Source organism: Streptococcus sp. 3613 (assembly GCF_013277375.1).
Taxonomy (GTDB): Bacteria; Bacillota; Bacilli; order Lactobacillales; family Streptococcaceae; genus Streptococcus; species Streptococcus pseudopneumoniae.
In genome coordinates, this window is the sequence record NZ_VMMV01000021.1 from 11,188 (window position 1) to 34,420 (window position 23,233).

Here is a 23,233-nt window from a genome sequence, read left to right on the forward strand (position 1 = left end):
TATACCTACGGCAAGGTGACGTTGACGTGGTTTAAATTTGACTTTCGAAGAGTATTACTCTCTCTTGTCACTGCTTTCTATTCTACCATAAAGTCCAGCCTTTGAAGAACTTTTACTAGAATACAAGGCTTCTGTCTCTATTTACCATCTTAAGCATCAAAAAAGAGGGAAGCTCCCTCTTTTACAAATTCAATGCTGCTAGGGTATCCAAATACTGGTTGTTGATGACCGCCAAAATATAGGTATCTGCCTTCAAGAGGTCATCTGGTCCAAATTCAACATCCAATGGGGAATTTTCCTGCTCTCGGAAGCCCAAAATATTCAGATTATATTTGTCACGGAGGTCTAATTTACTCAGACTTTGACCTGCCCAAGACTGAGGAATTTTCATCTCCACAATAGAGACATTTTTATCCAACTGAAAGACACCAACACTATTATGGAAAAGAATGGTATGTGCTAGAGACTGCCCCATTTCATACTCTGGCGAGACAACCGAGTCAGCTCCAATCTTTTCTAGCACTTTCTTAGCAGTCTGACTTTTGACCTTAGCAATAACAGTCGGTACCCCCAAACTCTTACAGTGCATAACCGCAAGCACACTCGACTCCAGATTTCCACCTGTCGCGACGACAACGGTATCGCAGGTATCAATCCCTGCTGATCTCAATAATTCTTCATCTGTGATGTCACCAATCACTCCACGCGCCAAAACTGGCTCAAACTGATTGATGCGCTCTGCGTGGTCATCAATAGCGATAATATTCATATCCTGCTTGGCTAGGGCAGCTAGGACACTGCTCCCAAAAATTCCCAATCCTAAAATTCCAATCGTACGATCTGACATTCTCTTTCCTTTCTTAACCAATACTAATATCTGCTTTCATATAGTGAATCATATCTTTCTTTTCTGGATGGTAATCTGCCAAGCTAACAAACAAGGTCAAGGGACCAATTCGTCCCATAAACATAAGTGGCATGATAACACTGAGAGCCAATTTCCCAAGATCAGAAGTCAAATTTGCCGTTACACCAACTGTACTAAGAGCTGAAATGGTTTCAAATATGAGGTGGATAAAGGGAGGATTGCCTTTGGCTGTCATCCCTAGCAGAATCAATCCTACCAAGAAGCTCATCAAAAAGATAATAAAGACACTAAAGGATTTTTGAACCGTTCGCGGCGCAATCGTTCGTCTCGCAACATTGGCATGAGGCAAGCCCAAAAGCTCACTTCGCGCAAAGACCAAGAGGACAAAAAATGTCGTAATCTTGAGCCCCCCAGCCGTTCCCCCAGGTGCCCCACCTAGAAACATCTGTAAGATATAAATCAAAAGAGTCACAGGATGAGCCTGAGTATAATCTATCGTAGAAAAGCCTGCTGTTCGCATCGTCACTGTTTGAAAAAAGCTAACTAAAACCTTATCGGCAACAGGGAGATTGCCAATCGTTCCAGCATTGTTCCACTCAAGAAAGAGAGTAGTTGCCGTTCCAAATAACAACAAACCTAGAGTCAATAATAGTACAAGCTTCGTATGAAAGTGCAGGCGCCCTTTTTTCTTTCTTCCTACATGACCAGCCAAATCAAACCAGACCATAAAGCCAAAACCACCTGTAATAATTAAGCCTGCAATCACCAGATTGACCAGTAAATCGGTCTGAAAAGCAAATAAACTGGTGCTCCCCAAATTATCAAAACCTGCATTACAGAAGGCGGATATAGCTAGAAAAATGGAACTAAAAAGACCGCGCCCCCAGCCAAGTTGTGGAACAAAACGAAAACTGAGGAATAGAGCTCCCAAACCCTCAACTAGAAAAGTTGTGAGAAAAATAGAATGGACAAACTTTCTCAAAGATCGAGTTTCTCCATAACTAAAACTATCCTGAATAGTTGCACGGCTACGAAGACTAAGCTTTTGCTTGCTCTGGATATAGAAAACTCCAATAAAGGTCATGAGTCCTAGACCACCGATCTGAATCAAGAGCAAACAGATTATTTGACCCCAGATATTATATGTGTGAGCTACTGGAAGGGTTGAAAGACCTGTCACACAGACTGCAGAGACAGCAGTGAAAAGATGATCAAAATAAGTCGCTCGTGAGCTTTCAACTTGGACAAAGGGCAAGCTCAAAAGAAGAGAGCCTAGTAAAATGACCAAGGCAAAACTCAAAAAAATACGACGGGCTGGCGATAAACGAGATAAGCCTAGCTCTATTTTTTCCTTAGATAATTTGAATAACATGTTTCCATTGTACCATAAAACAAAAGAAATATCTCAAATAGGAATGGACAAAACATCGCGTACGCTTATCCTAAAAAAGAGGTTATCCAAACTCGTCCATTTCTAGAAACGTCTAAAAACTACCGACTTCCTATTTTATTCGGCAAAAAATAATCATCAATCAAGCTTTTAAAGTTCTCCTTCACTAAGATAAGAAACTGCCGAGAAAAGCGACTAAAGTTGCACAACACTTGCTAAACTCAGTTCTAACGCCTTCTCAAAAGCTTCCGATCCCCAGTCACGACTATCGTACTGGTCCAAGTCTGCTAAGGAATCAGCTGTGAACAACAATTCTCCCCAGAGAACCCCTCGCAGTTGGGCTACTGCCACAAGCGCAGAACACTCCATCTCCACAACAGCACAGCCCTCTTCCTTACGATAAGCCACCTTTTCAGCCGTTTCTCGGTAAAAACCGTCTGTCGTCCAGGTCAGGACTTCTTCATAGGGAATCCCTCTGACTTCCAAAACTTGCTCAATGGCAGCAATAGCCTCTGGCTGCATTTCCATATAACGAGAAGGTGCCACATAGTGGTAACTGGCTCCTTCATCTCGCAGAGCGCGAACAGGGACTAGAAAGGCATTTTCCTCTATATCGGCTAGCACACCACAGGTACCTGTGGAAATAATCTGCTCCACACCATAGCCAATCAACCAATCCATAAACTGGGCTGCTGGAGCTGAACCAACAGGAGCCTGAGCCAGACAAATCTCCTCGCCTTTGTAGTTCACGACATAGACTGGATAGGTCTTGGTGGCTGAAACGAATTCGCCGACACAGTCCGCCCCTACTTCCCTCGCATAGCGGTCAATCTCTTCACCTAAAAATGCATAGACACATTTCTTGGGCAAGTGCAAGTCCAGCCCCTCGTGATTGGGCATGATAACCGCCTGAGGATTATCATCAAACTCTAAAATGGGAATCGCATGTTTCTGAATCATAACCCACCTCCTCTAATTTTGTACTATTGTATCAAAAACTGACAAAGTGTCAAGGAGGAAGCTGATGAACTGAGGAAAAGCTAATACTAGAATAAAAACCACTTTCTACAATTGATGCTCTGATTTTCATCACATCCTGTCTATCGAGCTAAGCAAATACGAGTCACAATTCCATCTGAGTCTGTGATTTCCAATTGGCTCGATGTCATCCATTTGATTGGTGCGTCAACTTCTTGTGCTCGTTGGGCAATCGTTAACAGTTCTTCTTTATGTGCGACTTCGATGACATAGTAGGCTAAACCTGGTAAGCCTTGCTTACGCGAATCCAGACCTTTTCCTCCCCATTCGTTAACTGCTAAATGATGATGGTAATCTCCAGCCGCAATCCAACTAGCGCTAGGCACACTGAATTTATCCTCTAGCCCTAACACCTTTTGATAAAACTGGCTGGACTTTCGACTATCCTTGACGGAAAGATGAATATGCCCCATTCTCGTACCTTCTGTCAAGATAAAGGGCTCTACTCTTTCCCCCAACTCATAAATGTCCTGCGCCGCAAGAGCCTCCGTCACTCCGATAATGCGTCCATCTTCTCGAATATCCCATGTGGAAACCGGCTTATCTCGATAGAGTTCAATGCCATTTCCCTCCAAATCTTCCAAGTAAATAGCTTCACTGTAACCATGGTCTGCACCGCCGACAAGAGGAATCTGTAAATCTGTCAGGTGTTTCAAGACATCAGCCAAAGCCTTGCGTGTGGGCAAGAGAATGGCCAAATGGTAAAGACCACAATGTTCCCTCACTTCTCCGCTCTCTTGTGCTTGAATCAGCTGTACCAAGACTTTTCCACCAAGGCCTAGAATGGACTCTGTCTCAGTTTGAGATAAGATTTCTAAACCAATAACTTGCTGATAAAAGGCTGTTTGACTGGCCAAATCCTTTACATTTAAAACTGTCTCTGCCAAATAAATGTGACTCTTGTATTCATAGGTCATAAATGGTCCTCTTTTCTCGTTGTAATTATTACAACTATTGTATAATTTCCATCAAGAAAGTCAAGCCAGATAACTCAAAAATAACACCATTTCAGGATAATATAAAGTAAATCATTTCATAATAAAACGCATATTATCAAACTTTTCATCACCTGACAATATGCGTTATTTTAATTTTAAAGACTTTTTGACCAGCTTTTTTATTTCACAACAAGTTCATAACGTGTCTTACTGGTGAAGGTTTGACCAGCTTTAAGAATGACTTGGTCTTTGAGGTCGCTGTGAATGGCATCTGGTAAAGCTTGCGCTTCAAGGGCAATCCCATTGTGCTGCACCATTGGCTGACCAGCCACAAGTACACTCTCATCCACAAAGTTTGCTGTGTAGACCACAAAGCAAGGAGTTTCTGTCTTGAAAAGCAGGAAGCGACCTGAATTTTGGTCATAAAGGAATCCAGCATTGTCATGGCCTACAGGAAGGGCAAATGGGTGATCCAAACCTGATGCCAGCTGGATTTGCTCATCTTCTTCTGCAAAGATATCCTTCAACAAGGCACCATTGTAGATGTGTTTGACCACATCACGGTTGGCTTCTGGAGTTTTGGCAGGAACACCATCGGGAGCGATTGGGTAAATACCCTCTGTATTTAGTTGGAAGACATGACGGTCAATCGTCTGCGTGAAATCACCAGACAAGTTGAAATAGCTGTGGTTGGTTGGATTGACCAGCGTATCCTGATCGGTCGTCACCTTGTAGCTGATTTTATAGGCACCAGTTTCTTCCAAGTGATAACTGATCCAAATCTTGAGATTTCCAGGGAACCCTCCTGTCCCATCTGTACGCTCTGTGTAGAGAGTCAAGCCATGATCGCTTACTTCTTCAACTTCAAACAAGCTGGAATCCCAACCAGTTGAACCACTGTGATTACAGTTGCTAGCATTATTAACCTCAAGGTCATAGGTCTTACCATTGAGCTCAAAGGTCGCACCTGCAATACGACCCGCTACAGGACCTACACTTGCTCCATGCTTGGGACTATTGCCTACATAACTATCAAAGTCATCAAATCCCAAGATAACATTGGCAAAATTTCCAGCCTTGTCAGGTGCGACATAGCGCAAGATGGTCGCACCATAAGTCATAACCTCAAGTTGGTAGCCACCGTCTGTCTCAAATCGATAGGCCAAGACATCCTCGCCCTCAACATTTCCAAATACACGCTCTGTGTATGCTTTCATTCTGTTCTCCTTTTACTATTTCTCTCAAGCAAACAAACCATAGAAAGCGTACTGACAATCTATGGTTTATCTGATAATTTACAAATCCTCTTGTCAAGAATTCATAAACACTGTCTTACTTTTGATATTCGTGAATTATGACACCTTGTACTACACGGTTTACTGTACCTGTAGGAGACGGTGTATCTGGTTTATTTTCTACCTTGAGTGAAGTCAATAGGGCAAAGAGTTGGGCATAAACGATGTAAGGGAAGACACGGTAAATATCATTCAAGACACCGCCACAACCAAGGGCCACTTCTTTGACATTTTCAAGACCAAAAGCTTGATCACTCAAAAGCACAACACGACGAGCAATCTGGTCACCAGCAACTTCACGAACCAAGTCCAAGTCGTACTTACGAGTGTAGTCTGTCGTTGTACCAAAGACCAAAACAACTGTATTTTCGTTGATAAGAGATTTTGGACCGTGACGGAAGCCAACTGGGCTTTCATACATGGTCGCAACTTGACCAGCAGTTAATTCCAAAATCTTGAGCTGAGCTTCATGAGCAAGTCCAAAGAAAGGACCAGCGCCTAGATAGATGACACGGTTAAAGTCTAAATCAACGAGCTCTTTGACATCTTCTGCCTTGTCTAAAACTTTACGGGCAAGACTAGATACAACTTCAAAACGTTCAGACTTAACAGCAAATTCTGTAGGATCAAAGACCAAGAGAGCTGTCAACATCATAGACGTAAAGCTAGAAGTCATGGCAAATCCAGCATCATTAGAGACAGCTGGTTGCAAGAGCAAGAGATTACGGTCATCACCGTGAGCTTGAAGAGCCAATTTACCATCTGCTGCACAAGTAATCGTCACTTGATAAAGCTCATCCACCAAGGATTTGGCCAAATCAACAGTCGCCACACTTTCAGGCGAGTTCCCACTACGAGCAAAAGACACAAGGACAGTTGCCACATCTTTTTTCAAATAGGTTGCTGGATTGGCAACGATATCTGTTGTCGCAATAGCATTGAAATTCCATTTGCGTTCGTCATAGACTTCCTTAAAGTAAGGTAGCAAGGTATCTCCCACATAAGCAGAAGTCCCAGCACCTGTCAAGATAACCTTAATATAGTCATGTTTATCAGCGATTTCTTGTAGGAAGGCTGCAATTTCTTCACGTTTTGCTTGGTAAAATTCAAAAGCTTCTCTCCATACATCAGGCTGTTGGTAGATTTCACGCGTAGTGATTTCTGCACCCAATTCGAGCAAGTCTTCTTTTGTATAATGTAGCATTGAGTTCCTCTTTTTCTATTAAATATGGGAATGGGAGTAAGCTCCATTCCCATGTATATTTTATATAAAATGCTCTAACGATTTTCACGTTGTCACATGAATTGAATCGAGTTCCAACTAAAATCTGTAGGAAACTAGCCGCAGGCTGCTCAAAGCACTGCTTTGAGGTTGCCGGATAAGACTGACAAAGTCAGCTCAAAACACCGTTTTGAGGTTGCCGGATAAGACTGACGAAGTCAGTAACATATACCTACGGCAAGGCGACGTTGACGTAGTTTGAAGAGATTTTCGAAGAGTATTATTCATCTTCGTCATCATCGAAGCCCGCTAACAGGTCATTAACTTTCACAATACTTTCTGCAGCACGGCTCTTGTAGTCCGCATCTGCGCCTGTAAGGCTCGCATTGATAAATTCAATCACCATTGGAAGATTCATCCCTGCGTAAAGGTCAATATCACGACCTTCCATGATCAAGCGACTCACCACATTACAAGGTGTCCCACCGAGAAGATCCGCAAAGACTAGGAAATCATCCACCCCTTCAATAACAGCTTCAAATTTAGCAGTAAATTCTTCTGGGCCATCTTCTGGAAGAAGAGCTACTGTGTAAATGTTGTCTTGTGGGCCCATAATCATTTCTGTGCTACCTCTAAGCTCCTCACAGAAGCGACCATGGCTCACCAAAATTAATGATTTAGTCATAAGGAATTACATTCCAAGTGCAAAGTGACCAAGGGCAGAAAGAGTCAAAGCAAGTACGATAATAATACCGATAGCTTTAGTAGAGTTCATACCTTTCTTACCAAGCAACCAGAAGATAAAGGCAGTAAAGATTGCTGGAAGCAAACGTGGGAAGATTTGGTTCAAGATGTCTTGGAAATCAATCATCTTTTCACCGATTGGCAACTTGTAAGAAATTTCAAAGTTAATCACTGTTGCTACAAGAGCACCCATCATGAAGACACCAAGTACAGATGCAGCGTCAATCAAAGCTGTCAAGGTACTTTGCATGTTGTTGATAAGGTTAACCCCTTCTTTGTAAGCAAATTCCAACTGTTTCCAACGGAAGATGTCATACGCTACTGCAACTGCAATCCAAAGGAAGATCCCCCAAGGTTGGCCAGCGATAGCCATAGTTGCTGCGACTGACCCCATGATAGCAGGTACAAGTGAACCAAAGATTGTATCCCCAAGAGGAGCGAATGGTCCCATCAAACCTGTCTTGATACCGTTAACGGCGTCTTTTGAACCTACACCATCTTTTTCTTCCATGGCAAGGTCAAAACCAGCGATAATAGTATGGAAGAATGGTGAAGTATTGAAGAATTGAGTATGAACTTTCATCATTTCTTTCAATTCAGGAGTTCCATCCCCATACATTTTACGCAACTGAGGCAAGATCATGTAAAGGTAACCAGAAGCTTGCATACGTTCGTAGTTCCAACCTAATTGGAAAGTAAACAAGCTACGTTTGTTGATTTGATTAAAATCTTCTTTTGTTAGTTTGTAATTAGAATTCGTCATCTTCGATTTCCCCACTTTCTGATGGTGTAGAAGGTGCTGCTACAGCTACTTTTTGGCTATTTTTGAAGTGAAGCACTGCAAGGAAAATACCTACGATAGAGATACCAATCATAGACAATCCTTTGAAGTTGTTCACGAAACCAATTTTTTCAGCAACTTCAGCAGGAAGAGTACCTACGATACCAGCAACAGCGCCACCAAGACCTGTTACATATGAGTAAAGAACAGTCAACATAGCTGTCAAACCAAATCCCATAGCAAGGTAATGAAGGTTACGTTTAACTGGAAGGTAACGAAGCAAGATTGCAAATCCAAGACCTGGAAGCATACGTCCTGCGAGTGTCAAACCATCTGCAATCCATTGGTATTTTGTAACGAAGTCTACTACGCCTTGTACAAATTCACCACCAAAAGCAAGGGCAAAGAAGACTGGAAGGGCACGAGATAAAGCCCAAGGAATCGCACCAAGCAAGTAGTTGCGTTCAATACCTTTATAGTCAAAGCGTTCGATGGCAGCATCCACACGGTGAGCGAAGAAGGTAGTAGTCATACGACCAAGAACGTCGAAGTAAGTCAAGAGAGTTGCTACTGGTACAGCGATTGTAGTAATGGCAAGCGGTGCATCAATTCCTTGTGAAACAGAGAAGGCTGTCGCAAGAACCGCACCAGAAGTTGCGTCGATACGAGAAGCACCACCGAAGGTACCAACCCCAAGAACGAACAGTTGCAAGTTACCACCGATAAGCAAACCAGTAGTCACATCTCCCATGATTAAACCAGTAATGAAACCAGCAAATACAGGGGAACCTGCAGATGAAACGATCGTCAACTCATCACAGATTTGATAAGCTGAGTACAAAGTGAGAAGTAAAATTTGCCACCATTGTATCATAACAATGACCTCCTAAAAAATTTTTTCCTATTTTAATAAGCTCAAAAAGTCTGAAATTGGATCATTTGGAACCATTTGAGCAGTAAGTTTAACACCTTTTTCTGCCAATTTGTGGAAATCTTCCACATCCTTGTCTACTACGTTGATAGAACGTGTGATAGGGCGAGTTTCTGGTGTTTGAGACATATTCCCAACATTAAGGGTTTCAAGTGGTACACCTGCTTCTACCAAACCAAGGAAGCGGTCTGGTTTACGAGCAACGATAAAGAGACGTTGGCTATCGTATTTACCAGCAAGAATATTGGCTGCCGCTTTCTCAATTGGCAAAATACTCAATTTTACACCTGGTGGTGTCGCAAGTTTCAAACCACTCTTTTCAACATCGTTGTTGACAACTTCGTCATCTACAACCATAATACGTGAAACATTTAGTTTTCCAGCCCAAAGATTGGCTACTTGTCCGTGGATCAAACGTCCATCGATACGGCATCCTACAATTGTCATAAGTTTTCCCCCTTTATGTGTTTTAGTGTAGGTTTACGAGTTAAATGAATCTCTTCTTTATATTGGCCCTCTGTTTCAAAGATGATGATGCGGTTGGCACCTTCCTTGAGATAGCTATGAGGGATATAAAGTGAGAGGGTTGGGCCGACGTTCCAAAAACGTCCTAGATTCTGCCCATTGACAAAGGCAACTCCCTTACCAAACACAGACAAGTCTAGGTAAGTATCTTTTGGCTCTTGGACTGTAAAGTCATAAGCGTAAAAGGCTGGTTGTCCTTGAGTCCATCCTTTTGAAAAATCAATTTTCTTAGGATTGTCTAGTGGGAGTGGATAGTGTTTCCAGTTCAGTAAGAAATGCAAATCCTTACAAACCCCTGTCCGAATTCCCTTACGTTGCGTATCTGCTAAGAACTTATGCCCATAGTTGACACGCCCCATATTTTCTATCAATATGTCAATCCTAGATAACGCTTTCTTTTCACCTTGATAAAAAATATCTTCCCCAATCTCTGTCTGATATTGGGTTTTAATCCACTGACCATCGACATACAGCTGGGCCCTATCTCGACCGTCAATGATACGAAGTCTTTCTTCTTCTGCATCCCAGTTTGTTTCTGTTCGATAGAGTAAGTAACCATAGCTTTGTCCCAGCTCCTCCATCTTTTTAGGATAGAGGCTTTCTACTGGACTTGACAAGCTATCCAAGGTTTCAAACAAGGAAACTTTTTCTACTATTGGTATAGCATCCAACTCCATACTCTCTTTGTAGAGTGGTTCTAACTGCGGATACTCTGGGAAATGTGTTGCCATCATCTTCTTGACTGCCAAGTATTTGGCAGTTGGATTTCCTTCTTCATCCAGAAGAGCATCGTAATCATAAGATGTAACTTGTGGCAGGTCCAAAGTCCCTCGAGCTGAGCAACCATTCATGAAGCCAAAGTTTGTACCACCGTGGAACATGTAAAGATTGATGGAGCCTTGTTCCAAAACCTCTCGAACTGCATCTGCCAATTCCTTAGGATCCCGTGTGATAATCGGTTCTTTCCAACGATTGAACCAGCCATCCCAGAACTCCATACACATGAGCGGCCATTTCTTGCCATGCTCATCAAAGAATTCCTGCATCTGTGAAAAGTTGTAAGGTGCCTTAGAACCAAAGTTCCCTGTTACAAAGAGGTCATCTTCGATTAAGGTTCCCGCTTTCAGAGTAGCTCTCCAAGGACCATCTGATGTAAAGAGAGGACAGGTTACGCCACGCTCTTCCATCAGCTGTCGAATGGCTCTCAGGTAAGCCTTATCTTCTCCATAAGAACCATACTCATTTTCAACCTGCATCATGAGGATATTGCCACCATTGTCCAACAGATGTGGAACCAGTCGTGGCAAGAGCTGATCATAATAGCGACCGACAGCCTCAATATAGGCAGGATCTGAAGAACGAATCCTCATGTCTTTGGTTAAGAGCCAGGCTGGTAAACCACCGAATTCCCACTCCGCACAGATGAAGGGTGACGGACGAACGATAGCGTAGAGACCCAAGTCTTGCGCTGTCTGTAGAAATCGCTCCAAATCCAGAGCTCCTTCAAAATGAAACTCACCCTCACGAGGCTCGTGTAAATTCCAAGCCACATAAGTCTCTACCGTATTAAAACCAAGAGCCTTCAAGTTATAGAGCGAATGATACCAATCCTCTGGAGGAATCCTAAAATAATGAATGGCGCCGGACAAAATCTTGAACGGTTTCCCATCTAAATAGAAATCGTCTCGTATCTCAAATCGTGTCATAAAACTACCTTTTGATTGCAAAGTTTGCGCTTTCACTCGTTGTTATAGTAATTATAAACCAATCTGTTTGAATTGTCAATAGAAATTGTCGGAATATTTACTGTAATTTTACTATTATACACACGTTCAATTAGTTTCAAACATTTTCAGACCCATTTCAAACGCTCTTTACATTCGGAATAGAGAACCTAAAATAATTTTGCACAAAATACATTTATAAAATACGTACAATGCCTATGTAACTTAATTTTTTAATCTGTTATCTAATTTTTTATTCAAAAGACTACTATTTTTTTCGCTTTTATGGTAAAATTTTCTATGGAGAAGGAAAATAGAGGTAAAAATATGGCAATTCCCAAATATCAATACATAAAAGACGAATTAAAAAATAAAATCATCTCTGGGCAGTTTAGCAGTGGAGATAAATTTTACACTGAAGCAGAGCTCATTTCAATGTACGATGTCAGCTCTATCACAGTTGTCCGCGCCTTAAACGACCTTGCTAAAGATGGCTATATTGTCCGCCAACAAGGAAAAGGAACCTTCGTTTCGCGTGCACGCAAACACAAGCTTGTAGAGTTTTCAGATATTGAACTCTTTAATGCTAAAGATGATAAGGTAACTGTTCTTTCAATTGAACGCGGAAACAAGCTCGTTTACTTGGAAAAATTGGGTCTACGCGGCGATCAATTCTACTACAAGATTGAACGTATCCGCGAATCAAACGGTGTCGTTTATATCTACCATACATCCTACATCCCAGAACAATATATCAACGCAAATTATCCAAACCTTGAATACTATAGTTCTATCTATAACCGTTTCAAGTTAGACTACCACATTCACATGAATAATGAACACTTTGAAGAAATCAACGAAATAGTCTTTCCAACTCCAGAACATGCGGCTTCAGTCCTCGGAGTCGATGAACAATTCCCTACTGTCCTACAAACTAAAATCACCAAACTCGAATCAACTGGCCAAGTTTTAGAATACAGTGAAACTTACAAACGATCTGATTACTACAAGATTAAATTCATCTCATGTGACCGTGATCACTAAGAAGAAAGCCTGAGCCTAATCGCTCGGGCTTTTTCTATGCTTATTATATGACATAGTAGATTGAAATAGAATATGGACAAATCGATTAGGAAATTTAAATCAATTTCTAGTAATATTTTAGAAGTTACAGTATACTATTCTATACTCAATATATTATAAAATATTGGTTATTTTTTTCAAAAGCACTTTAATAAAAAAGAAAAATCGAAGTTCTGCTACTCCTATAAATGGAGTAATAGAAATTCGATTTTTATTCTAATTATCCTAATCCAAGACGTTCAAAGATATCATCCACTCGTTTGGTGTAATAAACTGGGTTGAAGATTTCATCGATTTCTTCTTGTGTGAGACGTGATGTTACTTCTGAATCTGCCTCAAGAAGTGGTTTAAAGTCTACTTGGTTGTCCCAAGAGTAGGCTGTTTTTGGTTGCACCAAGTCATAGGCTTGCTCACGGGTCATGCCTTTTTCAATCAATGTCAACATAGCCCGTTGGCTAAAGATAAGACCAAAAGTCGAGTTCATGTTTCGGATCATATTTTCTGGGAAGACTGTCAAGTTCTTAACGATATTTCCAAAACGGTTGAGCATGTAGTCAATCAAAATGGTCGTATCTGGTGTGATGATACGCTCAGCTGATGAGTGGGAAATATCGCGTTCGTGCCAGAGAGCGACGTTTTCATAAGCCGTAATCATGTGACCACGAATGACACGCGCCAGACCAGTCATATTTTCAGAACCGATTGGGTTGCGTTTGTGAGGCATTGCTGAAGACCCTTTTTGCCCTTTAGCAAAGAACTCTTCTACTTCGCGTTGCTCAGATTTTTGTAGACCACGAATCTCAGTCGCCATACGTTCGATTGAAGTCGCAATGCTGGCAAGAACCGCAAAGTACTCAGCGTGAAGGTCACGAGGAAGGACTTGTGTAGAGATTTCTTGGGCACGGATGCCAAGTTTATCGCAGACATACTCCTCTACAAATGGTGGGATATTGGCAAAGTTCCCAACCGCACCAGAAATCTTACCAGCTTCTACACCAGCAGCTGCATGCTCGAAACGCTCGATATTGCGTTTCATTTCGCTGTACCAAGTTGCCAATTTAAGACCAAAGGTTGTAGGCTCAGCATGCACACCGTGGGTACGCCCCATCATGATGGTGAACTTGTGCTCCTTGGCCTTGTCAGCGATGATATTAGTGAAGTTTTCAAGGTCACGACGGATGATGTCGTTGGCCTGCTTGTAGAGGTAACCATAGGCCGTGTCCACCACGTCAGTAGAAGTCAAGCCATAGTGAACCCACTTGCGCTCTTCACCAAGAGTCTCAGAAACCGCACGCGTGAAAGCCACCACATCGTGGCGCGTCTCCTGCTCAATTTCCAAAATACGGTCGATGTCAAAGTCCGCCTTCTTGCGAATCAAAGCCACATCTTCCTTAGGGATTTCCCCCAACTCAGCCCATGCCTCGTCAGAGAGGATTTCCACCTCAAGCCAAGCACGGTATTTATTTTCTTCACTCCAAATATTCGCCATCTCAGGGCGAGAGTAACGGTTGATCATGTTGTTCATTTTTCCTTTCTTCTTAAGCTGTTGGGAATAAGCTATCTAGGTAAAGCAAGATTTCTACTCAAACTCCTCTTTTCCAATAAACACAGACGGGTAATGATCTAGTATATTCAAATCCGTATCCAGCGGTACATCATAGATAGCTAAATAATTTTCGGGGTATTGTGCAGCTAGTTCTTCATATTTAGCTTGTACCTTATCTTGGTCAGCACTGGCATACAAGACTTCGACAACTGCTCCAGTCTTATCCTTTTCAATAAATGTATTAACGATAATTTGTATCATGAACTTGTCCTAAAAATCAATCCCTTCCCCAAACTCTTCCACACTATCCGGTACATCACTAAACAAAGTCACATGTCCCATCTTACGATTATGCTTTGCTTCTATTTTACCATACATGTGGAGATGGGCGCTTGGATTTTCTGTGACATATTTTTTAGCGACCTCAACATGCTGGCCGAGAACGTTAAGCATGACGGCAGGCGCATGTAGTTTTATGGCTGGCAATGGTGCTCCGAGAACACCGAGAATATGGGTGTCAAACTGAGAGAAATCACAGGCTTCAATAGAGTAGTGGCCTGAGTTGTGTGGTCGTGGAGCAATCTCATTGACAATGATGTCATCAGCTGTCGCAAACATTTCCACACAGAGAGTTCCAGACAAGTTGAGTTGTTCTGCGATTCGCACTGCCATAGCTTTAGCCTTGTCTGCTAGACTTTCAGAAATACGGGCTGGTACGATGGTCTTAGACAGGATATTGTTGCGGTGGATATTTTCCTGAACTGGGAAAAACGTCACCTCCTTCCCATTTCCTGACACGATGACAGAAATCTCAAGGTCAAAATTGACAAATTCTTCCAAGACACAAGCTGCTGAGTCGGCTAATGCATAGGCTTCTTCCAAATCGTCTGCTGAACGAATGACATTTTGCCCGTGTCCATCATAACCACCTGTTGCGATCTTAAGGACATAGTTTTTCGACAAGTCGATATCTGCCAAGTCTAGGCTAGAAGTCACGACCTTGTAGGGTGCCACAGTGACTTGAGCCTTGTTTGACAAAAAGTCCTTTTCAAAAATACGATTTTGCGAAATGCGGAGCAGATCTGTTCCTTGAGGGAGTTGTCCATCCTTGATAACGACATCCAAACCGTCAGCGTCGACATTTTCAAACTCGTAAGTGAGGACATCGCAACGGTCTGCCAACTGACGGAGGGCGTCCACATCGTTATAAGGTGCCACAATGATTTCCGCCACGCGAGAAGCCGGGCAATCCGCCGCAGGATCCAGCGCGATAACCTTGTGCCCCATGTAGATAGCAGAAATGGCCATCATCTGACCCAGTTGACCGCCACCGATAATTCCGATTGTTTTAGATGAGCTCATTTGACGACTCCTCTGCGATTTTTCCTTGTTCTTCAGCAAAGTTGGCAAGTGCATCCGCAATGGACTTATCTTCTACAGAGAGGAGACGGAGGGCAAAGAGAGCTGCGTTAGTCGCTCCAGCTTCACCGATAGCCATTGTCGCAACAGGCACCCCACCCGGCATCTGAACGATAGAATAGAGTGAATCCACGCCACTAAGGGCACGAGATTTGACTGGCACGCCAATGACTGGAAGGGTTGTTTTGGCAGCTACCATTCCTGGCAAGTGGGCTGCGCCACCTGCACCTGCGATAATGACCTTGATGCCACGGCTACGAGCTTCTTCGGCATGTCTGAACATGAGGTCTGGTGTGCGGTGGGCAGAGACAACCTTCTTCTCGTAGGCTACACCGAAGCGGTCTAGGACTTCTGCTGTTTTTTGCATGGTTGCCCAGTCGGATTTTGAGCCCATGATGATGGAAATAATTGGTTTAGTCATAATTTTTCCTTTTTTCTTCTTTTTTGATAATAGTCTTAGGTGGTGGGGACGGAAGCAAACCTTCGGTTTCATTCCTAAACTTTGAGCCTAAGGTCTCAAAGCTTCCCCCGACCAGATCAGAACCCGTTCTGGTCTTTTCACCACGGCGACCATTATCGCATTTGGCGACTACGTCGCTTTTTCTTATATCTTTACTTAATTGCCTTGCTTCCGATATCGGTTCGGTAGAAGAGGCCTTCTGTTTTTTGTTGGGCGAGTTCTTGGTAAATGGTATCTTGGGCTTCTTTGACGGTGTCTGCTGTGGTGACGAGCATATAGACACGTCCGCCATTTGATAGCAGTGCTCTGCTATTTTCCGCAAACTTAGCCCCTGCATAATAGGTGATAATGTCATCTTCTGTCTTGGCTGGTAACTTGACACCTTTTTCATAGTCTAGCGGATAACCGTTGGATGCGACAACCACACCCAGAGTCACCCCCTTGTCTGTCCAGGTGATGTTTGGCTCCTTGCCATCGAGGATATCCGTAATATTTTGTGCAAAGTCAGAGGTTAATCGAGGCAAGATAATCTGAGTTTCTGGATCTCCGAACCGAGCGTTGAACTCAATGACTTTGGGTCCATCAGCTGTCAGGATAAGCCCTGCGTAAAGAACTCCCAGATAAGGGCGACCTTCTTTAATCATCCCTTCTAGAACTGGCTTGACAATGGTGTCAACCGCTGTATCAACTACACTCTGTGGTAAGTGTGGAACTGGCGCATAGGCACCCATACCACCCGTGTTAGGCCCTTTGTCGCCATCGTAGGCACGTTTGTGGTCCTGAGCCGTTGGCATGATGTAGAACTTATCACCATTGACAAAGGCAAAGAGTGAAAATTCCTCTCCTTCAAGGAATTCCTCAATAACCACGCGCGCACCTGAGTCACCAAATTTATTGTCCAAAAGCATCTCATGAGCGGCTTCGACCGCTTGCTCAACCGTCTCAGCAACGACGACACCCTTCCCAAGCGCCAAGCCATCCGCCTTGACTACGATAGGCGCACCATGCTTTTCGATATAGGCCTTTGCTTCCTCGAAATCTGAAAATGTGCCATAGGCTGCTGTCGAAACACCATATTTGACCATGATTTCCTTGGCAAAATCCTTGGACCACTCCAGCTCCGCTGCAGCCCTAGTCGGACCAAAGGCCTTAAGCCCAGCTTGGTTAAAATCATCCACGATACCAGCAGCAAGGGCATCATCTGGACCGATAAAGGTCCAAGCAACATCATTGGCCTTTGCGAAGTCAATCAATTTAGAATGTTCGGAAATAGAGATATTTACCAATTCCAAACCATCCAGAGTCATCCCATCATTCCCAGGAGCTACAAAGACTTTTTCCACGTCTTTTGATTCAAGTAACTTTTTAGCAATCGCATGCTCACGACCACCAGAACCGACAACAAGCAGTTTCATTCCTCAACCTCTTTTGCGAATTATTTACCAACATTATATCAAAAAAGTTCGTTTTAATCTTGTTTCAGTTAGCATTTTAAGCCAAAAAAGGAAAGAAACTGTTTTCTTCCCTTTAACGTTCTTAATGTCTAAAATGTCTCACACCTGTAAAGACCATTGTCAAGCCATATTTGTCAGCAGCTTCGATAGACTCTTGGTCACGGACGGATCCACCCGGCTGGATGATAGCCCTGATCCCTGCTTTGGCGATTTCTTCCACATTATCCGCAAATGGGAAGAAGGCATCCGAAGCAAGAACAGCGCCGTCAAGACGGTCTTTAGCTTGCTCAATAGCGATGCGAACAGAAGCCACACGGTTAGTTTGACCCGGACCGACACCAAGTGTCATGTGGTCATTGGTTACGATGATACCGTTTGATTTGACGTACTTGATAGCTTTCCAAGCAAACTCAAGAGCAGTCGCTTCTGTCTCAGTTGGCTGGCGTTTGGTCACCACTTGCCAGTCAGCTGGGCTTTCTTTGACCACGTCTTGGTTTTGTACCAGAAGTCCACCGACAACACCTGTGTATTCTGCTTCCACTTCGCTAGCCTCTTGAGCATCAAATGGCAAGGCAAGGATACGCAAGTTTTTCTTTTTATTGGTCAAAATAGCTAGCGCTTCATCCGTATAACTTGGTGCGATGATGATTTCAAGGAAAACACCATGCATCTTCTCAGCTGTCGCAACATCCAACTCACGGTTGAGAACGACGATTCCACCGAAAATTGAGACTGGGTCAGACTCATAAGCATAGTCCCAAGCAGTCTCGATGTCGTCAGCTTGACCAATTCCACATGGATTCATATGTTTGAGAGCCACAACGGTTGGACGATCTTTGAAATCACGAATGATACGAATGGCAGCATCCGCATCACGGATATTGTTGAATGACAATTCTTTCCCGTTAAGCTGTTTAGCAGATGCAATCGAGTAGTCAGTCGGCAAGGCTTTTTGGTAGAAATCTGCATCCTGTTGAGGATTTTCCCCATAGCGCATGGCCTGCTTGAGGTCATAAGTCAAGGTCAGCTTTTCAGGTTTGCTTTCACCCACTTGAGTTGTGAAATACTCTGCAATCAAGGCATCATAAGCCGCTGTGTGACGGAAAACCTTGGCTGCCAAACGTTGGCGAGTTTCGTAAGTGGTTTCGCCGTTAACTGACAACTCGTCCAAAACCACTGTATAGTCAGCAGGGTCTACCACAACCGTCACACTGGCATGATTTTTCGCTGCTGAACGAAGCATAGATGGCCCACCAATATCGATATTTTCAACTGCATCAGCATAAGTCACATCCGGTTTGAGGATTGTTTCCTTGAATGGATAAAGGTTGACCACAACAAGGTCGATGAACTCAATCTGATTGTCCTTAGCTGCTTCCAAGTGACTATCCAAGTCACGACGAGCCAAAAGTCCCCCGTGGATATTTGGGTGAAGGGTCTTGACACGACCATCCATCATTTCTGGGAACCCAGTCACATCATCAATCGCAATGGTATCTACCCCAGCATTATTAAGGGCAACCTTGGTCCCACCTGTTGAGATGATGTCCCAACCGAGTTTTTTAAGTTCTTGGGCAAATTCAACAATACCCACTTTGTCTGAGACGCTGATTAAGGCTTTTTTCGTCATTCTATTCCTCTTTCTTTAAGTCCAAGCGCATAGCGACTTCGTTATTTTCTTCTATAAATCCTGTTTCCTGAAAACCCAAACTAGTCAACAGGTGCTTCATTTTTTCATTTCCAACCACATAATCTGCAACAATATGACTGCAGACTCTATCCATCTGAGCCTCTTTGATTAGAACTTCCAAGGCTTTTCTACCATAACCTCTTCCTTGGTACTGCTGACCAATCATTATCCGCCAGATAAAGTATTCCGCTTCATCCTTGTCTATTTCCAGCAGGAGAAAGCCAACCACTTGCTTATCCCAATAGATTGCCCTCGGAAACACATCTTCATTTTCCCGGTAGAGCCATGCGTCAGCTAAAGAGCGTACATTTGGAGCCACAAAACGTGCTCGTTCATCAGCTTCAGATATTTTCAAATCCAGCACTGCCTGAAAACTGCTCTCATCTACTAATTTTATCTCAATCATTTTTTCTCCTTTTGAATAAATAGGGTTTTGAGTTGATTAAAGACTAATCCAACTCATATAAAAGGTAGTTATCAAAATTTATGATTCCTTTGAGATAATCTCGGTCTGCTTTAGACAACTCAAATTCTGGAAAAGTCGCAATTAAACTGGACAAATAAAAATAATTCGGGTGCCTACGATAAGAAAAACCCGCTTGACCGAATCTCCCTTGACAGAAATCATAGGCAAGTTTTAATTCTTGACTTGTGACACCATCTAAAATTTTATCTAACTCTGAAAGCTGACTTTTATCAGTATTTTCTATCATAGCTTTCACTGTATTTACTAAAACAAAAAGAAAATCATTAGTATTATCCAGTAGGGTTGGTCTGTTAGATAACTTATTCTTTAACTCCATATAGTAGTGATCAATATTCATTTCTTCCTCTCCACTCCCAAACTATCCAGCACCTCCGGATACAACTTGTACTCTGCCTCATGAATGCGAGTTTCAAAACTGTCAATCGTATCATCAGCTAGTCGTGGCACACGCACTTGTTTGATAACCTTTCCTGTATCCACACCTGAATCCACCCAATGAATGGTCACGCCGCTCTCAGCAACGCCAGCATTCCAAGCATCCTCAATCCCATGAGCTCCTGGAAATTCTGGCAAGTAGGCTGGATGAATGTTGATAATCCGACCTTCATAAGTCGCCAATAAGGTTGGCCCAACAATTTTCATGTAGCCTGCTAGACAAACCAAGTCAATCTGGTGCTCTTCCAAGAGTTCGACAATGGCTGCTTCGTAGTCTGCCTTGCTCTCAAACTCCTTGAGTTCAAAAGCATAGGACAGAACGCCGAGCTTGTCTGCACGTTCGAGCACATAGGCGTCACGATGGTCTGAAAAGACAAACTCTACTGGAAATTGTTCCGCTATCACCTGAAAATTTGAGCCATTACCAGAGGCAAAAACCGCTATTTTTTTCATTTGATGATGACACTTTCGTTTTCTTTCTTGACGATACGACCGATTTCATAGACTGGTTCATCCAACAATTCCTTGACACGACTTACATTTTCAGGGCTAACTGCCAGCATAAGCCCCACACCCATATTGAAGATTTCAAACATTTCTTCATGTTTGATTTTACCATATTTTTCAAGAGCTTTGAAAATAGGAAGCACTGGAACTTTGCTTTCCTCAATCTCAGCAGCCAAGTCAGCTGCAAACATGCGAGGGACATTTTCGATAAAGCCACCACCAGTGATGTGGGCAATGCCGTTGACCAACCCTTCCTTGATGAGTGGTAAGACAGCCTTGACATAGATACGAGTCGGCTCAAGAAGAACTTCCTTAAGTTTCTTACCTTCCAATTCTGGCAAGATTTCCTCACCTGTATAGTCAGCAAAGACACGACGAACGAGAGAGTAACCATTGGAATGAATCCCACTTGAAGCAAGTCCAAGAAGAACATCTCCCTCTGCCACTTTTGAACCGTCAATGATTTGAGATTTTTCAGCCACACCGACCGCAAAACCAGCCAAATCATAGTCATCTTCGCCATACATGCCAGGCATTTCAGCTGTTTCCCCACCGATAAGGGCAGCGCCTGCCTGCACACAGCCCTCTGCCACACCAGCAACAACTTGTTCTAGCTTAGCTGGTTCATTCTTCCCTGTTGCTACATAGTCAAGGAAATAGAGGGGCTCCGCACCTGCAGCAATGATATCATTGACACACATGGCAACACAGTCCTGACCGATGGTATCGTGTTTGTCGTACTTGATGGCCAGCATGAGCTTGGTTCCGACACCGTCAGTCCCTGAAATCAAGACGGGCTCTTTGACCCCAGTCTTTGAAAGGTCAAACATACCACCAAAGCCACCCAGAGCTCCCATGACACCTGCACGCTCCGTACGAGCCACGTGCTTTTTGATCCGTTCAACAACTTCATAACCCGCTTCAACATCCACACCAGATTGAGCGTACGCATTTTTATTTGCCATTTTATTTTTCCTTTTCTTTTTTTGGGAAAGACTGCGACGTATTTTTAGATAAACAATTATTTTATCTAAAAATACTAGTCAGGTCTCTAGCTTTAGTCCCATAGGAGAAAGCGTCTACTGACAAATGCTTTAGCTTTTAGTCAATAGTGAGACGTGAAGTATAAGCATTCTTATTTGTCATTTTTATATTCCTTTTCTTTAATGGAGAATCTGTGATCTATTTGTAAAAACTGGTCTTTTCTTCCAAACTTCTACGATAGTCTTCTTCGTAGTCATAGAGAGGCGTTGGGTAATCACCATCAAAATAAGCGACACAGAGACCACCATTTGGCGCATCCGTTTCAATACCAATTGAATCAATCAACCCCTCAACGGAAAGGTAGGTCAGACTGTCCGCACCAATGATTTGGCGCGTTTCTTCGACCGTATGATTGGCCGCAATCAGCTCCTGACGGGTCTGGATATCAATCCCATAGAAGCATGGATAAGCTAGCGCTGGACTTCCAATAGCAACGTGAACTTCAGTCGCTCCCGCTTCTTTCAATAGCTGAACGATACGACGAGAGGTCGTCCCACGTACAATAGAGTCATCAATCATAACCACACGCTTGCCTTTTACAACGCCTGAAACAGCAGAGAGTTTCATCCGCACCCCTTGCTCCCGCAATTCTTGAGTCGGTTGGATAAAGGTACGTTGGGTGTATTGGTTCTTGATGAGGCCCATTTCATTTGGTAGCCCAGACTCTTCCGCAAATCCCATAGCTGCGCTGAGTGAAGAATTGGGTACACCGACTACAATATCCGCCTCATGCTTGAATTCTCGCGCCAATTGGGCACCCATACGTTTACGTGCCGTATGGACATTGACACCATGAATGTTAGAATCAGGGCGGGCAAAATAGATATACTCCATAGAACAGATTGCTAACTGAGTATCATCTGTATAGCTGTCATACTGAATGCCCTCGTCATCAATAATCACAATCTCACCTGGCTTCAAATCACGAATCCACTCTGCACCAATGACCTCAAAAGCACAGGTCTCAGAGGAAATAACCACCGCTCCGTTGGCCATTTTCCCGATAGAAAGCGGACGGAAACCATTGGGGTCAAGAGCCGCAATCAACTTGTCCTCAAACAGCAAGATATAGGCAAAACCACCTTTAACTAGGCTGAGTGCCTCCTTGATTTTGCCCATCAAGTTCGGATTATGGCTGCGACGAATGAGATGAGCCAAGATTTCCGAGTCCGAAGTCGCGCTGAAAATCGCGCCTCTTTGTTCCAATTCTTTCTTGAGAGAGGCCGCATTGGTCAAGTTTCCATTATGAGCCAATCCAAACTGCATATCGTGAAAACGGAAGAGGAAAGGCTGAATATTATCTACAGAAGCTTCGCCAGCAGTCGCATAACGCACATGACCAATCGCACTAGTTCCTGTCAATTTATCCAAATTAACTGGATTTCTGAAGACTTCTGATAAAAGCCCCATGTCACGATGGCGCTTCAATTGTCCCTGATCATTGGAGAGGATTCCTGCCCCCTCCTGACCACGGTGCTGAAGACTGTGGAGACCAAAATAGGTCAATTTAGCAGCATCTGGATGTCCCCAGATACCGAAAACACCACATTCTTCATTAAGAGATTTTACTTCGTATGTCATTTTTATACCTAATTTTCATTTGTGTATCATTCCTTCAGTAGAGCGGAATGATACGGTAGGAGCTCCTTCAC

At 43.2% G+C, this 23,233-nt stretch carries 23 protein-coding genes; 1 reads left to right on the forward strand and 22 read right to left on the reverse strand.

All coding sequences use genetic code 11. The features are described from left to right. Window positions 1-181 precede the first annotated feature (181 nt). The 11 genes from HT708_RS02485 to HT708_RS02535 form a co-directional block, all read right to left on the reverse strand. On the reverse strand, window positions 182-847 hold the full coding sequence (locus HT708_RS02485; RefSeq protein ID WP_001283900.1) for a TrkA family potassium uptake protein: 666 nt from the start codon (window positions 845-847) through the stop codon (window positions 182-184). 13 nt (window positions 848-860) lie between these two features. Beyond that, window positions 861-2,240 (reverse strand): TrkH family potassium uptake protein, encoded by a 1,380-nt coding sequence (locus HT708_RS02490; RefSeq protein WP_000897723.1) that lies wholly within the window; start codon window positions 2,238-2,240, stop codon window positions 861-863. Window positions 2,241-2,453: 213 nt separating this feature from the next. Next, the gene (locus HT708_RS02495) at window positions 2,454-3,218 is read right to left on the reverse strand and encodes a nucleoside phosphorylase (protein ID WP_000614982.1); all 765 of its coding nucleotides are present in this window, start codon (window positions 3,216-3,218) and stop codon (window positions 2,454-2,456) included. A 140-nt stretch (window positions 3,219-3,358) separates the two neighbouring features. After that, window positions 3,359-4,213: a VOC family protein gene (locus tag HT708_RS02500; RefSeq protein WP_000220708.1), complete on the reverse strand. Its 855-nt coding sequence runs from the start codon at window positions 4,211-4,213 to the stop codon at window positions 3,359-3,361. 200 nt (window positions 4,214-4,413) lie between these two features. Further along, window positions 4,414-5,451, reverse strand: coding sequence for an aldose epimerase family protein (locus HT708_RS02505; RefSeq protein WP_000649432.1), 1,038 nt, complete (start codon window positions 5,449-5,451; stop codon window positions 4,414-4,416). A 115-nt stretch (window positions 5,452-5,566) separates the two neighbouring features. After that, on the reverse strand, window positions 5,567-6,733 hold the full coding sequence (locus HT708_RS02510) for an SIS domain-containing protein (RefSeq protein WP_000903556.1): 1,167 nt from the start codon (window positions 6,731-6,733) through the stop codon (window positions 5,567-5,569). Between the two features lie 298 nt (window positions 6,734-7,031). Beyond that, window positions 7,032-7,436, reverse strand: coding sequence for a PTS sugar transporter subunit IIA (locus tag HT708_RS02515; protein WP_007284837.1), 405 nt, complete (start codon window positions 7,434-7,436; stop codon window positions 7,032-7,034). 6 nt (window positions 7,437-7,442) lie between these two features. After that, window positions 7,443-8,258 carry a PTS system mannose/fructose/sorbose family transporter subunit IID gene (locus tag HT708_RS02520; RefSeq protein WP_000185300.1) on the reverse strand — a complete coding sequence of 272 codons (816 nt, stop codon included), beginning with the start codon at window positions 8,256-8,258 and terminating at the stop codon, window positions 7,443-7,445. Then, window positions 8,245-9,150 carry a PTS mannose/fructose/sorbose/N-acetylgalactosamine transporter subunit IIC gene (locus HT708_RS02525; RefSeq protein ID WP_000617007.1) on the reverse strand — a complete coding sequence of 302 codons (906 nt, stop codon included), beginning with the start codon at window positions 9,148-9,150 and terminating at the stop codon, window positions 8,245-8,247. The genes HT708_RS02520 and HT708_RS02525 overlap by 14 nt, the downstream gene beginning before the upstream one ends. A gap of 27 nt (window positions 9,151-9,177) precedes the next feature. Then, complete coding sequence (locus tag HT708_RS02530; RefSeq protein WP_000156972.1) at window positions 9,178-9,654, reverse strand: PTS system mannose/fructose/N-acetylgalactosamine-transporter subunit IIB; 477 nt, start codon at window positions 9,652-9,654, stop codon at window positions 9,178-9,180. After that, the gene (locus HT708_RS02535) at window positions 9,651-11,438 is read right to left on the reverse strand and encodes a beta-galactosidase (protein WP_172925926.1); all 1,788 of its coding nucleotides are present in this window, start codon (window positions 11,436-11,438) and stop codon (window positions 9,651-9,653) included. Before HT708_RS02535 ends, HT708_RS02530 begins: the two co-directional genes overlap by 4 nt. Window positions 11,439-11,783: 345 nt before the next feature. Here HT708_RS02535 and HT708_RS02540 point away from each other — a divergent pair, with 345 nt between their 5' ends. After that, window positions 11,784-12,500 (forward strand): GntR family transcriptional regulator, encoded by a 717-nt coding sequence (locus HT708_RS02540; protein ID WP_024478238.1) that lies wholly within the window; start codon window positions 11,784-11,786, stop codon window positions 12,498-12,500. A 259-nt stretch (window positions 12,501-12,759) separates the two neighbouring features. Here HT708_RS02540 and purB read toward each other — a convergent pair whose 3' ends face one another. The 11 genes from purB to purF all read right to left on the reverse strand — a co-directional run bounded on the left by purB (window position 12,760) and on the right by purF (window position 23,162). Then, complete coding sequence (gene purB / locus HT708_RS02545) at window positions 12,760-14,055, reverse strand: adenylosuccinate lyase (protein WP_172925932.1); 1,296 nt, start codon at window positions 14,053-14,055, stop codon at window positions 12,760-12,762. Window positions 14,056-14,118: 63 nt separating this feature from the next. Further along, a complete protein-coding gene (locus HT708_RS02550) occupies window positions 14,119-14,346 on the reverse strand; it encodes a hypothetical protein (RefSeq protein WP_023935448.1) in 228 nt (75 codons plus the stop codon). Window positions 14,347-14,355: 9 nt separating this feature from the next. Further along, window positions 14,356-15,447, reverse strand: coding sequence for a 5-(carboxyamino)imidazole ribonucleotide synthase (gene purK, locus HT708_RS02555; RefSeq protein WP_172925927.1), 1,092 nt, complete (start codon window positions 15,445-15,447; stop codon window positions 14,356-14,358). Then, entirely contained in the window at window positions 15,434-15,925 is a 492-nt protein-coding gene (gene purE / locus HT708_RS02560; RefSeq protein WP_000165489.1) for a 5-(carboxyamino)imidazole ribonucleotide mutase, read from the reverse strand. The genes purK and purE overlap by 14 nt, the downstream gene beginning before the upstream one ends. 191 nt (window positions 15,926-16,116) lie before the next feature. Beyond that, window positions 16,117-17,379 carry a phosphoribosylamine--glycine ligase gene (gene purD, locus HT708_RS02565; RefSeq protein ID WP_172925928.1) on the reverse strand — a complete coding sequence of 421 codons (1,263 nt, stop codon included), beginning with the start codon at window positions 17,377-17,379 and terminating at the stop codon, window positions 16,117-16,119. A 121-nt stretch (window positions 17,380-17,500) separates the two neighbouring features. Then, window positions 17,501-19,048 (reverse strand): bifunctional phosphoribosylaminoimidazolecarboxamide formyltransferase/IMP cyclohydrolase, encoded by a 1,548-nt coding sequence (gene purH, locus HT708_RS02570; RefSeq protein WP_000161907.1) that lies wholly within the window; start codon window positions 19,046-19,048, stop codon window positions 17,501-17,503. Between the two features lies 1 nt (window position 19,049). Next, window positions 19,050-19,514, reverse strand: coding sequence for a GNAT family N-acetyltransferase (locus HT708_RS02575; protein ID WP_000569796.1), 465 nt, complete (start codon window positions 19,512-19,514; stop codon window positions 19,050-19,052). A 43-nt stretch (window positions 19,515-19,557) separates the two neighbouring features. Beyond that, window positions 19,558-19,932, reverse strand: a complete 375-nt coding sequence (locus tag HT708_RS02580) for a hypothetical protein (protein ID WP_001017821.1) — start codon at window positions 19,930-19,932, stop codon at window positions 19,558-19,560. After that, window positions 19,929-20,483, reverse strand: a complete 555-nt coding sequence (gene purN / locus HT708_RS02585) for a phosphoribosylglycinamide formyltransferase (RefSeq protein ID WP_000717510.1) — start codon at window positions 20,481-20,483, stop codon at window positions 19,929-19,931. Before purN ends, HT708_RS02580 begins: the two co-directional genes overlap by 4 nt. Then, complete coding sequence (gene purM, locus HT708_RS02590; protein WP_001284585.1) at window positions 20,480-21,502, reverse strand: phosphoribosylformylglycinamidine cyclo-ligase; 1,023 nt, start codon at window positions 21,500-21,502, stop codon at window positions 20,480-20,482. Before purM ends, purN begins: the two co-directional genes overlap by 4 nt. A gap of 217 nt (window positions 21,503-21,719) precedes the next feature. Continuing rightward, a complete protein-coding gene (purF, locus tag HT708_RS02595; protein ID WP_138700230.1) occupies window positions 21,720-23,162 on the reverse strand; it encodes an amidophosphoribosyltransferase in 1,443 nt (480 codons plus the stop codon). Window positions 23,163-23,233 lie beyond the last annotated feature (71 nt).

Bases quoted from the DNA above. Each gene is read 5' to 3' on its own strand.
- HT708_RS02485 (WP_001283900.1), bottom strand. From the start codon at position 847: ATGTCAGATCGTACGATTGGAATTTTAGGATTGGGAATTTTTGGGAGC.
- HT708_RS02490 (WP_000897723.1), bottom strand. From the start codon at position 2,240: ATGTTATTCAAATTATCTAAGGAAAAAATAGAGCTAGGCTTATCTCGT.
- HT708_RS02495 (WP_000614982.1), bottom strand. From the start codon at position 3,218: ATGATTCAGAAACATGCGATTCCCATTTTAGAGTTTGATGATAATCCT.
- HT708_RS02500 (WP_000220708.1), bottom strand. From the start codon at position 4,213: ATGACCTATGAATACAAGAGTCACATTTATTTGGCAGAGACAGTTTTA.
- HT708_RS02505 (WP_000649432.1), bottom strand. From the start codon at position 5,451: ATGAAAGCATACACAGAGCGTGTATTTGGAAATGTTGAGGGCGAGGAT.
- HT708_RS02510 (WP_000903556.1), bottom strand. From the start codon at position 6,733: ATGCTACATTATACAAAAGAAGACTTGCTCGAATTGGGTGCAGAAATC.
- HT708_RS02515 (WP_007284837.1), bottom strand. From the start codon at position 7,436: ATGACTAAATCATTAATTTTGGTGAGCCATGGTCGCTTCTGTGAGGAG.
- HT708_RS02520 (WP_000185300.1), bottom strand. From the start codon at position 8,258: ATGACGAATTCTAATTACAAACTAACAAAAGAAGATTTTAATCAAATC.
- HT708_RS02525 (WP_000617007.1), bottom strand. From the start codon at position 9,150: ATGATACAATGGTGGCAAATTTTACTTCTCACTTTGTACTCAGCTTAT.
- HT708_RS02530 (WP_000156972.1), bottom strand. From the start codon at position 9,654: ATGACAATTGTAGGATGCCGTATCGATGGACGTTTGATCCACGGACAA.
- HT708_RS02535 (WP_172925926.1), bottom strand. From the start codon at position 11,438: ATGACACGATTTGAGATACGAGACGATTTCTATTTAGATGGGAAACCG.
- HT708_RS02540 (WP_024478238.1), top strand. From the start codon at position 11,784: ATGGCAATTCCCAAATATCAATACATAAAAGACGAATTAAAAAATAAA.
- purB (WP_172925932.1), bottom strand. From the start codon at position 14,055: ATGATCAACCGTTACTCTCGCCCTGAGATGGCGAATATTTGGAGTGAA.
- HT708_RS02550 (WP_023935448.1), bottom strand. From the start codon at position 14,346: ATGATACAAATTATCGTTAATACATTTATTGAAAAGGATAAGACTGGA.
- purK (WP_172925927.1), bottom strand. From the start codon at position 15,447: ATGAGCTCATCTAAAACAATCGGAATTATCGGTGGCGGTCAACTGGGT.
- purE (WP_000165489.1), bottom strand. From the start codon at position 15,925: ATGACTAAACCAATTATTTCCATCATCATGGGCTCAAAATCCGACTGG.
- purD (WP_172925928.1), bottom strand. From the start codon at position 17,379: ATGAAACTGCTTGTTGTCGGTTCTGGTGGTCGTGAGCATGCGATTGCT.
- purH (WP_000161907.1), bottom strand. From the start codon at position 19,048: ATGACGAAAAAAGCCTTAATCAGCGTCTCAGACAAAGTGGGTATTGTT.
- HT708_RS02575 (WP_000569796.1), bottom strand. From the start codon at position 19,514: ATGATTGAGATAAAATTAGTAGATGAGAGCAGTTTTCAGGCAGTGCTG.
- HT708_RS02580 (WP_001017821.1), bottom strand. From the start codon at position 19,932: ATGAATATTGATCACTACTATATGGAGTTAAAGAATAAGTTATCTAAC.
- purN (WP_000717510.1), bottom strand. From the start codon at position 20,483: ATGAAAAAAATAGCGGTTTTTGCCTCTGGTAATGGCTCAAATTTTCAG.
- purM (WP_001284585.1), bottom strand. From the start codon at position 21,502: ATGGCAAATAAAAATGCGTACGCTCAATCTGGTGTGGATGTTGAAGCG.
- purF (WP_138700230.1), bottom strand. From the start codon at position 23,162: ATGACATACGAAGTAAAATCTCTTAATGAAGAATGTGGTGTTTTCGGT.